Here is a 13,281-nt window from a genome sequence, read left to right as displayed (position 1 = left end):
GGAGGTTCCCATGTTGCGAAGAAGCCCGGTAGTCGCGGGATCGTTCTACCCTTCCAATCCCCAGCGCCTTGCCGGGGACGTGGAGGAATATCTCAACGGGGCCGGCAAGGCCAGGCTGGACGGCGAGCTTGTCGCCCTTATCGTGCCGCATGCGGGTTATGTGTACTCAGGCCCGGTAGCGGCCTACTCATACGCGCTCCTGGAAGGTTCGGGGGTCGAGCTCGTCATAGTGCTCGCGCCGTCCCACCGGGCGCGTTTCAGCGGCGCCTCGGTCTGGCCGTCCGGGGCGTTCGACACGCCGCTGGGGAGCGTGCCGGTGGACCAGGAATTGGGGAGCAGGCTCGAGAAGCAGCCCCATATAAGCTTCATCAAGGAGGCCCATCTCAACGAGCATTCCCTCGAGGTACAGCTCCCGTTTTTGCAGAAGACGCTCCCTTCATTCAGCCTCGTGCCGCTCATCATCGGTACGGTCGACCTGGGGCTCTGCAGGGCCATCGCCGCCGAGATCGCATCGGTCTTAGAAAACGAAACACGGAAATTCGCGGTGGTGATATCGACGGACCTCTCGCACTATTTTCCGTACGAGCGCGCAAAAAAGATCGACGGCATGTTCATAAGCAGGCTCACGGGTTTTGACCTGGACGCGCTCGCGCAATCCCTGGGCGTCGAGGAGTCGCAGGCCTGCGGCGAGGGACCGGTCCTCACTGGCCTCGCCCTCGCCAAGATCATGGGGGCACGCGCGGTTGAAATTTTGAAATACGCCAATTCCGGCGACACCGCGGGCGGGAAGGACCAGGTCGTGGGCTACCTCGCGGCCGCGGTGGTCAAATGAAACTACGAAGCCCCGGAGGCGCCGCATGATAGAATTGAACGAACAGCAGCAGCAAAAACTGCTCGCCCTCGCGCGCAAGGCCATACGCCAGTACCTGGAAACAAAAACGCTCCCGATACCCGACATGGAGGAGGAGTTCAGCGACCCGGTTTTCTGCGAACGGTGCGGGGCCTTCGTGACATTGCACATAGACGGCCGGCTCCGCGGCTGCATCGGCTACATCACCGGGATCAAGAATATCCCGGACACGGTCGTGGATATGGCGCGCGCGTCGGCGTTCCAGGATCCGCGCTTTCCGCCCCTGCGTGCGCAGGAGTGCGACCTTGCGGAGATTGAGATATCCGTAATGTCGCCCCTTGAGGATGTAAGCGATATCGGCGACATCAAGGTCGGGCGTGACGGTCTCATCGTGTCCTCGGGACGCCAGTCGGGCCTTCTCCTTCCTCAAGTGGCGACCGAGTATAACTGGGATACGGCCGAGTTCATCGAGCACACGTGCACCAAGGCTGGGATGCCGTGCAACGCGTGGAAGAAACCGGGGGTTCGCATTCAGAAATTTTCCGCGCAGGTGTTCTGTGAAAAAAGGAAGGGGGTCCGATAATACCCTCAGTGCTCCAGGCCTTTTTCCTCGGTCAGCGCGCTCAGGGTGGCGAGAAGATCGGAAACCTCGAAGGGCTTGTCGATCCAGGCGCTCACCTCTTTCTCGATCTTCTTTTTCTTGAGCGGCGACGACGACCATCCGCTCAGCATGACGATCTTGGCATCGGGGAGGTGCTCCCGGATGACGGGAATGAGATGGTCGCCGTTCTTTTCGGGAAGGATGTAGTCGAGCAGCACCACGTCGAACCGCTCCGACTTGCACAGCACGGTCGCTTCCTCCGCGTTGCGCGCGAGTGTCACGCGGATGTTGCGCGCGGTCAGCGCGCGGAAAAGAAGCTCGCGGATGCTCATCTCGTCGTCCACGACCAGCACGTTAAGGGGGTGCCGTAGCATGGGAGGTGCCGTTGTCGCGGCGGGCGCCGGTTCGCGCGGGTGGCCCTGCGCCGGGACGGCGGGAAGCCTCACGATGAAACGAGAGCCCTCGCCGGGGATGCTCTCCACGCGTATCGTACCCTGGTGTTTCCTTATTATCGCGCTTGAGACGGCCAGCCCCAGCCCCGAACCCTTGATTTCGGACCCGTAGAGGTTCATTCCTATGGGACCCTTGCTTGTAAAAAAGGGATCGAATATCCTCGATATGTTGTTCTTGTCGATGCCTATCCCCGTATCCTTCACCTCGATCACGATCATGCCGCGGCTCATCCGGGCCCGGATGGTGATGGTGCCGCCTCCCTTGGGGATTATCGCGTGACGCGCGTTGATTACCAGGTTGAGGAGCACCTGTTGGATCTGGAACCTGTCGAGCATGTGGCGCGGCAGGTCGTCCACATCCGTTATAACCTCGATCCCTTCCTGCGCCGTGTACTTGCGCTGCAGGGAGATAACCGTATCGACCAGGTCCCCGATTGAAACCGGTTCCGGGTTGATCTGCGTGCGGGAGGAATAGAGTCCCATGTTCTTGCACAGGTCCGCCCCTCTTCGGGTTTCGCTTTCGATGATCCGGAAGGCCTTCTCGAGCAGGGCCGAGTTCGAGAGGTCGCGCGCGGCGAGCTGTGCGTATCCCCGGATGCCCGTGAGCACGTTGTTGAACTCGTGTACGACACCGGAAGCGAAGGTGCCTATGGATGCGAGGCTCTGGAGGTGATCCATGCGTTCCCGAAGCTCCATCTCCCCGGTCAGGTCGGTGAACCGGATCAGCAGGTGCCGGTTATCGCCGTCCTGGACGGTTACGAGCCTTAGAGACGCGGGAAAACCGGTTCCGTCCCTGCGAATGCACGCGAGCTCCAGCGATTGTTCCTTCCTTCCCCTGCCGGCGGCCTTGTCGATGGCGGCCGGCAGGGTGCGCCCGTCGGCTGGTGAAATGAAATCCCGTATGTCCTCACCGCTCAGGTGCGATCCGCCGATCGAAAACATCCGCATGAAGGCCTCGTTAACGCGGATTATTATGCCGCGGCGGTCGATAAGGACGCAGCTTTCGGGCAGCAGCATGAGGGAATCAAGCCGATGGTTTTCCTTGCGCGGACGCGACGTGCCTCGTGACGCCGGGCGGTCGGATTTGGCGGGTCCTGTTGGATTTTTCCTGGCCATGTCACCCTTGTCGACCGTTCCCCGGACTCGCCCTCACCCCGTCTATTGTGTAGGCAAAATGCCGTATTCGAGGTAAAGACCTTCACCCGGGAGCACGATAATTAGATTGACGGGAGAGTCGCAGTATCTTTTTTTATTCCGCCGTCTCTATATAGTAATTGAACTGCATCTAACCTATCGATACACAGGAAAGATAGTGTGCGGCGCGGTTTTATGTCAAATAAATTCCAAGGTTATTAAAATGCATTTTGCCACCATCATGAGGATCGCTCTCGTCACCCTGCTTTTCGCCCCGCTCGTCGTCTGGCCGGGATGCGGCAAGCCGAAATTCGCCGGCCCCCAGCAGGTGCTCGCGAATTGGAGCAGGTCGATCCAGGATCTCAACTATGCGGAGTATTCCCGCTGCGAGGCCTATCCCCGCGGAGCCGACGTGTTTGCGGAAATGTACAGGGATTTCTACTTTACCGACATGATGGTGACCTCGATCGAGGAGCCGTCCGAAAGCGACGTAAAAACCGATTACGAAGGGAATGCCTATATCCACTGTTCCCTTTCGTTCGAAGCGGGCGTAATTAAAAGGGGCGCCGCCCATCCGTCGCAGCTCGCCAGGGGCGACGCGGTATTTATCAAATTCGCGGAGGGAAAAAGGGCAAAACAGGGCTGGCTCATGTCGAATCGTACATTTATAACCGTGGACAGGTGATGCTTGATTTCGCGCATGAAACAGGGTATATTAATACGTTAAACAGACGCTTTTTGTCCGTGCGATAGCGGTATGGACGCAATGAAAAAGAGAACCGTATCCCTTATCCTCATCACTACAGTAGTCATCGGCCTCCAGGGGGGGCGGATTGCGCGTGGAGAAACGATCGAAGAGCTCGACCAGAGGGCGAGCATGTATTACGAACAGAAGGAGTTCAGCAAGGCGCTCGCCGACTGGCTGCGTATACTCGATATCGACCAGAACAATGAGAATGCGCAGAAAAAGATCGAAATGCTCTATGAGGAGAAGCACAAGAAAGACCTCAGTTACCAGCGCGCGCGCGCCTATTTTCGACGGGCGGCGGAGCAGATGGGCGTGAATTTCGCGCTCGCGAAGCTCAGCTCGGAGGAGGCGATAAAGAATTTCGTTTCCGCGTATCGCGTCGACCCGAACGACCCCGATCTTCAGGCGATGCGCGAGGACATGCGCAAACTGCAGGAAGAGGTCCGGATAGAAGAAGAGAAGCGCAGGCTTTCGGCGGAGAATAAAAAGAGGTTCGACGATTTCATGCTTCTTGCAGAGGAGTACATGAAGAAGCAGGATTTCGAACCCGCGGTAAAGGCCTACAAGGCCGCCCTGAAACTTCTGCCCAAGGATCTCAAGGCGGCCGAGGGTTACCGGACCGCCGAGATGGCGCTCAACAACCGTCTCAAATTCGAGAAGATCCAGACATTACTCGTGGCGGGGCTCGCGTTATTCAACGAAAAGAAGTACAAGGAAGCCCGGATGGAGTATGAGCAGATAATCGCGCTCGATGAAAAAAACAAGGACGCGGCGCGATTCATGCGGAAGATCGACGATATCCTCGAGGAGGGCCGCAATCTCGAGCTCAAGCGCGCGCAGTCGGAACAGCTGTACCAGCGCGGCATAGAAAACGTGCAAAAGAAGAATTTCGACCAGGCGGTGGACGACTTCGAGAGCGTGCTCTCGCTCATACCCGGCTACAAGGACGTGAAGGATCGCCTTGCGAACATGGACCGCCTGCGCAAGGAGTGGGCCGAGGAGCAGAAATTCCAGCGCCTGAAGGACATCGACAAGGAGTTCCAGAACGGGCTTTTTGCCTACGCCAACAGGAAATTCAAGGATGCGCTGTCCTACTTCGAGAAAACGCTGCGCCTGGATCCCGGCAACGAACTCGCGAAGAAGTACATCGACCTGGTCAAGGACGCGCTCAAGGACGTCGAGGAGGAGACCGTCGATACGGACTCCCCGTATTACGATATCGTGAATTCCCTGGTGGTGTCGGGCCGCCGCCTCTTCGACCAGGGCGATTACCCGGAATCGCGCCAGCGGTGGGAGAAAATTCTCAAGCTCTTTCCCAAGAACAAGATCGCGTTCGAATTTTTGTTGAAGTGTGAATTCAAGATGAATCCGCGGCGCTTCGGCGAAATCGCGGGGAAGTACGTGGATGAGGGAAAGGATCTCATGAAGGAAAACCGGTTTGACAAGGCGCTCGCGAATTTCGAAATGGTGAAATCCATTTCTCCCGAGTATCCCCAGATCGACGAACTGATCGCGGCCTCCCGCCGCGGGAACCAGGAAAGAAAGGTTTTCGGCGGGGGCGCCACGGCGGATGAGATCGAGGGCGCGTACAACGAGGGCATGGCGTATTACCAGCGCGGGGGCGAGGGCAACGTCAAGCTCGCCATGGAGAAATTCCAGTGGGTCGTGGCGCGCGATCCGAATAACGTTAAGGCGCTCATCAACCTGAACAAGATAGCGTCCCAGCTGCGCGTTGGGGGCGGCGTGATCGCGGCGGAGGAGGGCGTCGCGCTTACCGAGCGGCAGCGCCAGCTTGTGCGCCAGTATTATTATAACGGGATCGCCTATTACACCAGCAACAATTTCGACAAGGCCATCGAGGAGTGGTACAAGGTCCTCGCGATCGATCCGACCCACGAGAAGGCCCGCAATAATATAAAAAAATGCCTGGTACTGTTAGGAAGGTAATGCAATGGCTGAACGGGGCACCGGCTCATCGAAGCCGGCCGGAACACCGGTTAAATCCGCGGGGAAACCCGTTGGGGAACCGAACACACCAACCGCGGCGAAGGTGCGGTTCGGTCTCAGGGTTAAGTTTTCTCTCGCGATTATCGCCCTCGTTGCGGTGGTCGTTGTCGTCATGACCATCTATTTCATCCAGCTTGAAAGCGGGACGCTTAAAAACGAAATCTTCAAGTTCGCGGAGAGGGAGATCGAACACCTCGCGAACACCGCGCAGGACGCGATAGCCTCCGAGCAGGAACTCAACCTGATTCCCGCAATCGAGAATATCAAGAAGATTCCCGCGGTCAAGTACGTGATCATTTTCGACGCAAACGGAAGGGTAATCCAGCATTTCGATCCCGCGGTGATCGGGACGACCGTGGAGGACGACGAGATTACCAGGAAGGCCAGGGAATTCGCGGATACGGATAAGCCCCTCCGGATAGACGTGCCCGACCCCGCGGAAAGAGGCGGTATTATCTACGACTTCTCGAAGCCGGTCATGCACCCGTTCTTCAAGAACCGAATAGCCACCGTTCGCATGGGGTTTTCCGACAGCATGATCAGGGAGGAAATCGCGCGCGTCACGCAATCCATCCTGTATATCGGCGGCTTTTTCCTGGTGTTTTCAATTTTCGGCGCAATTGTCCTCGCGAGCATCACGATCAAGCCCATAAGGAAACTGTCGCAGGGGGCGGCGATCATCAGTACGGGCGACCTCGACTTTAAAATTGATATCGGAACCTCCGACGAACTGGGCGCGCTCGCGCGCGATTTCAACCTGATGACCGAACATCTCAAAAAAGCCAAGGATATAGAGATCGAATCGAGGATCATGCAGGAGCAACTGGAGCTCGCCAAGGAGATCCAGGAAGGACTCAACCCGATGGCGTTTTACGACCGGAACGGAATCCAGATCAAGGGGTATACCCGCGCGGCCAAGGGCGTGGGGGGGGATTATTTCGACTACATTGACATAGGGGAATCGAAGGTCGGGGCGCTGATAAGCGACGTGTCCGGGAAGGGCGTTCCCGCGTCGCTGGTCATGGTCATGATACGCACGGTGTTCACCAACTCGGTCAAGAATAACCGGCACGTGGACTGCGCGACCATCGTGCGGTCGATCAACGACGCGCTGAGCGCGGATTTCGCCATCGACAAATTCGCCACGTTGTTTTTCATGATCTACAACAGGGAGACCGGGGAGCTCTCTTTTACCAACGCGGGCCACGGGCCGCTTTTCTGCTATCGTGAGGCCCTGTCGCGCTGCACGGTAACCAAGCTGGACGGCGTCCCGATCGGCATAACGGAGGACGTGGAGTACGAGCAGGCGAAATTGAAGCTGAACCCGGGGGACGTGGTGGTTCTCTATACGGACGGTATAACGGAAATGAGAAACGAGTCAAGGGAGGAATACGGCAGAACCCGACTGCAAAAGCTGCTTGTCGAAAGCCACCGGTTGAACGCGCAGGAGATAGTGGAGAAAATAGTGACCGATGTGGATATTTTCAGGGGAAACGCGAGCCCCCACGACGATATGACCACGCTCGTGATGAAAAGGGTATCCTGACCTAGAGCAGATCCTCTTCGTCCTCGTAGATCTTGAAAAACTTATCCAGCGTAGCAAGCTTGAGGATATTGAGCACGTCGTCGTGTATGTTTATAAGCGCGAATTTTCCGTTGTGCGCCTTCATTTTTTTCTGCCCGGCGACCAGGGCCCCGATTCCGGATGAATCCATGTAGTTCACATTTTTCAGATCCACGATCACGCTCATGTGCTTCCCGTCCGTGATGCTGAATAACGCCTTTTTAAGATCGCTTACGTTATACAGATCGACCTCTCCGCTCACGAGCACGATTTTATGTTCGCCAAGGTCTTTGAAATCTATTTCCATCCGTTCCTCCCAAACCAGCCGGGCGCTACGCCCCTTGCCCTGTGCTCAATTCGAATTTATTACTCATCGTGATGGAGATTGCGTGATCCGATGTAACGACTGTGCGACCATGCAGCCGGAAAGAAAGCTCCAAGCTCCATCGTTATCGTATAATTCATGAGACATTGGATGTAAAGCAAAAAAGAATTACGCAGAAAAATTTATGCCTTTTTTGGAAGTGAAATGAGAAACCTCACCCACTTGCCGACTTCCGATTCGACCCAGATCCTGCCGTTATGTTTTTCCACTATCGTTCTGCATATATAGAGTCCCAGGCCCGAGCCCTTTACGCCCTCCGTGCCCTTTTGCTTGAGCCGCGCGAACCGCTGGAAAAGGCGCTGCTCTATATCTTCCTTTGAGATGCCCACGCCCTCGTTATAGACGGAAAGGACGTAGGAATCCGCGGTTTCCGACAGCTCGATTTTAATGGGGGTTCCGGCGATTCCGTATTTAATAGCGTTGTTAACCAGGTTGGTGACGACGATCTTCAATAAATTGGGGTCGCCTGAAATGACGGGTTTCACCCGGAAATCCGTCATTATGGGCATGGCCTTCATATTGCTGTGGTGCTCGGGTATCTCCACGATGGGGAGCACGATTTCGTCCACAAGGTTGACCTGCTGCGCGAACGATTCGATGTTATCGATCTCCATCTTGGAGAGGTCCAGGTAATTGCGGATTATATCCTCGAGGTACTGGCAGTTGCGCAGGATAGTTTCGATGGTCTTTTCCTGTCCCTGGTCCAGCTTCCCGAAGTAGCCCTTGTAGAGGGTTTCGGCGGTGGTGTGCACCACGGATATCGGGCTCTTGAGCTCGTGGGAGACGATCGACATCAAGTCGAGCATTTTCGCTTCGGAGCTGTTGGTCCGGGAGGCAATTGCGTTTTTCACCACCTCCCGGAGCTCGTCGGGGGTGAAGGGTTTCGGGATGTAGTCAAATGCGCCGTTTTTAAGGGCTTCGCGGGCAGTTTCCACTGTCGCGTAACCGGTGAAGATTATCACCGTGACGTCGGGCTGCTCCTTTTTGAGGGTTTTGAGTATCTCCATCCCGCCCAACTGGGGCATTTTCAGATCGGTGATGACAATGTCGAATTTCTGCGCCCGGGCCTTATCGAGCCCCTCGATCCCCGATCCGGCGGTGGCTATCATGTAGTCGGTGCTGCGCAGTATGCGGGTCGAGCTCTTAAGCACGATTTCTTCGTCATCGATAAGCAGAATCCTGGTCTGGTTTTCCATATCGGCCCCTGAGCCTTCTCCCCCGCGAACACCATAATATTCAGTATACGTAATCTAGCGCGCGCTCTGCAAATGTCACTCATTTTTTTAAGGCGGGCCCCCGTGGACCCGGATCGTGCATTCCCCGCCTAGACCCCGCTCGCGTCGACGGGATTCACGGGCAGGGTGATGACGAACTTGGTACCCTCTCCCGGAATGCTGTGCACGGTTATCTGCCCGTTGTGCCGCTTGATGATTCCATAGGTCACGGCCAGTCCAAGCCCGGTCCCCTTGCCGGTCTCCTTGGTCGTAAAAAACGGGTCGAATATCTTTATTAAATTTCCCTCGGGGATGCCGCACCCGGTGTCGTTCACGGTGATGACCACCGAGTCATTTTCGCTGTCGAGATTCGTCGCAATGGTAAGCGTTCCGCCGTCGCTCATCGCGTCGGCGGCATTGAGCGCGAGATTGTTGATAACCGATTTTATCTGGTTTATGTCCACGTACATGGGGGGAAGATCGTCGCGAAATGCCTTGACGATCCCGATGTTGTGGAACGACACGTGTTTTTCCAGGATGGAAAGCGTCTCCGAAATGATAAGGTTAATATTGACACGCTCTTTTTCGATCTTCGTCTCGCGCGCAAAATTGAGGATTTCGCGCACGATCTTGCGGCAGCGCATGGTTTCGTTGACGATTATTTCCAGATCGTCCTTGTACTCCGTATCCTTGAGATCCTCGAGCAGTATGGAGCTGTAGGTGAGTACGCCGGTGAGCGGGTTGTTGATCTCGTGGGCGATGCCCGCGGCGAGCTTGCCGAGCGAGGCGAGCTTCTCCGAGTTGATGATCTGCTGGTGCGTGTCTTCCTTCAGCATCGTGTCGCGCTCCACGATGGCGCCCACCATGGTGTTAAATGTTTTGCAGAGTATCCCGAGCTCATCCCTGGTCTCGACCGGGATATTGATGGTATAGTCGCCCTTTGCGATGCTGTTGGACGCGTTGACCAGGTAGCGGATGGGATTGAGAATGTTGTGGATCAGGTAGATGTATATTATCAGCGCCACCTGGAGCGTGACGAGCAGGATTATGAGAAAGAAAATGGCGGTCTCTTTTTTAATCTGTTCGAACTTGCTCTCTATAATGCCCACGTAGAGGATCCCGATTACCTCGCTGCGGATATTGTAGATTGGGCTGTAAGCCGCGATGTACCAGTTGTTCACGACGAATGCCTTGTCGAGCCACAGCCTTCCCTGCGTGAATACCCGGTCGTAGACTTCTTCCGAGACCTTGGTGCCGATCGCACGGGTGCGGCTGATGAGCACGTTCGTCGAAATGCGCATATCCTCGAGGAAGATGGTCGCGGTGCCGTACTCATAGCCCTCGTATTTTTCATCCTTGAAAACCAGGCTCTTGATCTGGTCGACAATCTCGTAGTTTTTATTCAGGAGTTTTGCGCCGTAGATGATCGCGATTAATTTCCCCTCGTAATAGATCGGCGCGGCCGCCTTGATCACCATGCCGCGCTCCTCGTTGAGCGAAGCCGCGGCGCGGGACATCGCCGTGGGCACGAATTGGATATACGCCTGGTTCGCCAGATCCTCTCCCTCGCGCAGGAGATACTCGCGGCTCATGATATCGGTTCCCGAGCAGGAAATTCCGTTTTCGAGGATGAACCGGATGAAGATGTCGTCGGATACGTAGTCTCCCGCGACGCGCGGGTTGCGGGAACGGACTATCACGCGTCCGTCCGGGGCCGTAATGTTCACGATATCGAGGCCAAGCTCCTTTTCGACCTCCTGAAGCTTGTTGATAAGAAGGACCCTGTTGTCGCCCAGTACCGCGTCCTTTATATAGGGAAGCGACGCCAGGTGTTTCATGAACAGGTGGATGACATTGATCTTTCCGTCGTAAATGAACTGCGCGGTCTTGAGATCGTTCTGAACCTGGTCGTATGCCTGGCCCACGATGTTGTTGTTGATGATGCGCAGGCCCAGCCACACCGATGACACGCCTATTATAAGCACCACGGACACGATGCTCGCGATAAGCTTGAAACGTAGGGTGGGCTTCACCCGTAATATGCGGAAGATGGGCATGGGAAATTACTTGGTAAACAGCTTGTCGATGAATTCGGAAAGGTCAAGGAAGTTATTTACTTCCTTCATCTCGGTGCAGTGGGTGCCGTACACCGAGGCGATGCTGTCGCTCCAGTCCCAAAGGTGGCGCTTCTCGGGATTGAGCCAGTAGACGTTGCGCACGCGCTCCTTCATCCTGATGAACGCGTCGAGCCCGGGGTCCTGGTTGTTGTTCCGTGCGTCGCCGATGATTATCACGGTGGTCTTGCGGGTGCAGGAATCGCTGTACTCGTTCATGAAAATGTCGAAGCAGCGCCCGTAATTGGAGCCCCACCCGTACGTAAAGTCGGTGTCGGTGAAGATGGAATTGAGGGCGCGCTCCGGGTTCATCTCCATGAACAGCGGCGTGATTTCGACCATGCGGCTGATGAACGCGAAGGTGCGCACCTTGGAAAAGAGGCTCTGCAGTGTATACGTGAGAAGAAGCATGAACCGGGAATACTGGTTCACGGAGCTTGAGATATCGCACATGACCACGAGCTGCGGCCGGTCTATGCGCCGGTTGCGGAAGTAGAGCTTGAAGGGGATGCCGCCGTGCGGGAGGTTGGACCGGAAGGTGCGTTTCACGTCCAGGCCGCCGCGCTTCATGCGCTTTTTCCTGAGCGAGATCCGGTTCTTGAGTTTCTGGCCGAAGCGCTTGACGAGCTCCCGCATCTCCTGGACCTCCGCGGGCTTCAGCTGGTAGAGAAACCTGTTAAGGAGATACTGCTCGCGCTTGTGAATCGCGTTTCCCACATTCCGCTCGCGCAAGCGCCGCTTGATGCGCGGGAGAATGATGTTCGCGAGCCTGTTCCCGCCCTCTCCCTCGTCGGGCTCGTTCGCGCTTCCCGATGACGCGCGCGCCCGCGCATTCAGGAGCATCATGCCAAGCCCCCCGCCCGACGTCGCGACCGCCGGGTCCTCGAGCATGAGGTTCAGGATTTCGCGGGGCGAGCGGGTGAGAAGAAGCTCCTCGGGGAGCGATTCCAGGTAGCGGTCGATCTCGTCCTGCATGCTCTCTAACTCCTCGGGAGAAAGGCCGAGGTCCTGCTGCGCCGATTCGCGTCCCCTCAGGTCGGCGAGCGCGGTTTCCAGTGATCCGTCCTTGCCGGCCTTCTTCTCGAAAAACTCCTCGAAGCAGCGGTTGAATACGGGTATGTCGGTGTAGTCTTTTACCAGCGTCGTCGCGAGCGTCTGGCGAAACTGGACCCTGTCCGTGAAGTCAACGAGGGGAAGGGCGTTCATGAGGTCGATTGTCTCCGTGGGCGAAACGGTGACGTCGGCGTCCTTGAGCACGCGGGTGAACTCGAGAATTTTCCTTGTGATCCTGGGATGTTCCATCAGTGCACGAATACTTCTTTGGCGTGCTTCTTTACAAGCTCGATGTCCTTTTCGTATTTCAGTATGAAGTTCAGCGTATCGATCGCGGCCGTGTCGTTGAGCACCTCGCAGCCCAGTATCGCGAGCGCCTTTGCCCAGTCGAGCGTTTCGCTTATACTGGGTTCCTTCTTGAGCGGGAGCGTGCGGATCTTGTGCACGGCGCCCACCATCTCCTTGATAAGGAATTCACCGGCCTCGGGCACTTTAATGGACACGATCTTCTCCTCGAGCGCGCGGGAGGGGAAATTGATATACAGGTGAAGGCAGCGGCGCTTGAGCGCATCGGACATCTCGCGGGCGTTGTTCGAAGTCAGGAGCACGAAAGGCTTCTTGCCGGCCTTTATGGTCCCGATCTCCGGGATGGACACCTGGAAGTCCGACAGCACCTCGAGCAGGAAGGCCTCGAACTCGGAATCCGACTTGTCGATTTCGTCTATGAGCAGCAGCGTGGGGCTGGGAGAGGTAATGGCGCGCAGGATGGGACGGGCGATCAGGAATTTTTCGGAGAAGAATATGTTTTCCTCGCCGCTCAGTCGGTTCACCGCGTCGGTAAGCGTCTTCTCGCTTTCAAGCATTGCCGAAAGCTTATCTTTTAGTATCTGGGTATAGAGAAGCTGTTTCGCGTATTCCCATTCGTAGAGTGCCTTGGCCTCGTCGAGCCCCTCGTAGCACTGGAGGCGTATCAGGTCCATCCCCAGCGCCCCCGCGATGCACTTGCCCAATTCGGTCTTGCCCACGCCCGCGGGCCCCTCTACCAGCACCGGCTTTTCCATCTTCATCGCGAGGTAGACGGTTGTCGCGATCTCGCGCGAGCAGATGTACTCCTGGGTTTCAAGAGCCTGGACGGTAGTTTCGACATCTTTAAACATAG

11 protein-coding genes are annotated in these 13,281 nt (G+C 56.4%); 5 read left to right on the top strand and 6 right to left on the bottom strand.

The annotated features are described in order from the left end of the window. The first annotated feature begins 10 nt into the window (after positions 1-10). Complete coding sequence (gene amrB, locus EPN93_15185) at positions 11-832, top strand: AmmeMemoRadiSam system protein B (protein ID TAL33007.1); 822 nt, start codon at positions 11-13, stop codon at positions 830-832. A 25-nt stretch (positions 833-857) separates the two neighbouring features. Beyond that, a complete protein-coding gene (gene amrA, locus EPN93_15180) occupies positions 858-1,433 on the top strand; it encodes an AmmeMemoRadiSam system protein A (GenBank protein ID TAL33006.1) in 576 nt (191 codons plus the stop codon). 5 nt (positions 1,434-1,438) lie between these two features. Here the strand turns inward: amrA and EPN93_15175 are convergent, their stop codons facing one another. Then, positions 1,439-3,019, bottom strand: coding sequence for a hybrid sensor histidine kinase/response regulator (locus EPN93_15175; GenBank protein TAL33005.1), 1,581 nt, complete (start codon positions 3,017-3,019; stop codon positions 1,439-1,441). Positions 3,020-3,260: 241 nt separating this feature from the next. Here EPN93_15175 and EPN93_15170 point away from each other — a divergent pair, with 241 nt between their 5' ends. The 3 genes from EPN93_15170 to EPN93_15160 all read left to right on the top strand — a co-directional run bounded on the left by EPN93_15170 (position 3,261) and on the right by EPN93_15160 (position 7,338). Continuing rightward, a complete protein-coding gene (locus EPN93_15170) occupies positions 3,261-3,722 on the top strand; it encodes a hypothetical protein (GenBank protein ID TAL33004.1) in 462 nt (153 codons plus the stop codon). Between the two features lie 72 nt (positions 3,723-3,794). Then, entirely contained in the window at positions 3,795-5,732 is a 1,938-nt protein-coding gene (locus tag EPN93_15165; protein ID TAL33003.1) for a hypothetical protein, read from the top strand. A gap of 4 nt (positions 5,733-5,736) precedes the next feature. Beyond that, positions 5,737-7,338, top strand: coding sequence for a HAMP domain-containing protein (locus EPN93_15160; GenBank protein ID TAL33002.1), 1,602 nt, complete (start codon positions 5,737-5,739; stop codon positions 7,336-7,338). A gap of 1 nt (position 7,339) precedes the next feature. Here the strand turns inward: EPN93_15160 and EPN93_15155 are convergent, their stop codons facing one another. From EPN93_15155 to EPN93_15135, 5 genes are all read right to left on the bottom strand, one after another. After that, positions 7,340-7,663, bottom strand: coding sequence for an anti-sigma factor antagonist (locus EPN93_15155; GenBank protein ID TAL33001.1), 324 nt, complete (start codon positions 7,661-7,663; stop codon positions 7,340-7,342). A gap of 200 nt (positions 7,664-7,863) precedes the next feature. Continuing rightward, the gene (locus EPN93_15150; GenBank protein ID TAL33000.1) at positions 7,864-8,937 is read right to left on the bottom strand and encodes a hybrid sensor histidine kinase/response regulator; all 1,074 of its coding nucleotides are present in this window, start codon (positions 8,935-8,937) and stop codon (positions 7,864-7,866) included. A 128-nt stretch (positions 8,938-9,065) separates the two neighbouring features. Next, the gene (locus tag EPN93_15145) at positions 9,066-11,012 is read right to left on the bottom strand and encodes a HAMP domain-containing protein (protein ID TAL32999.1); all 1,947 of its coding nucleotides are present in this window, start codon (positions 11,010-11,012) and stop codon (positions 9,066-9,068) included. 6 nt (positions 11,013-11,018) lie between these two features. Continuing rightward, positions 11,019-12,371 carry a VWA domain-containing protein gene (locus tag EPN93_15140; GenBank protein ID TAL32998.1) on the bottom strand — a complete coding sequence of 451 codons (1,353 nt, stop codon included), beginning with the start codon at positions 12,369-12,371 and terminating at the stop codon, positions 11,019-11,021. Further along, the gene (locus tag EPN93_15135) at positions 12,371-13,279 is read right to left on the bottom strand and encodes a MoxR family ATPase (protein TAL32997.1); all 909 of its coding nucleotides are present in this window, start codon (positions 13,277-13,279) and stop codon (positions 12,371-12,373) included. The genes EPN93_15140 and EPN93_15135 overlap by 1 nt, the downstream gene beginning before the upstream one ends. Positions 13,280-13,281 lie beyond the last annotated feature (2 nt).

The organism is Spirochaetota bacterium (assembly GCA_004297825.1).
In the GTDB taxonomy this organism is placed as follows: domain Bacteria; phylum Spirochaetota; class UBA4802; order UBA4802; family UBA5368; genus FW300-bin19.
Note: the sequence above shows the minus strand (reverse complement) of the source record. Positions and strands in the feature narration are given on the sequence as shown.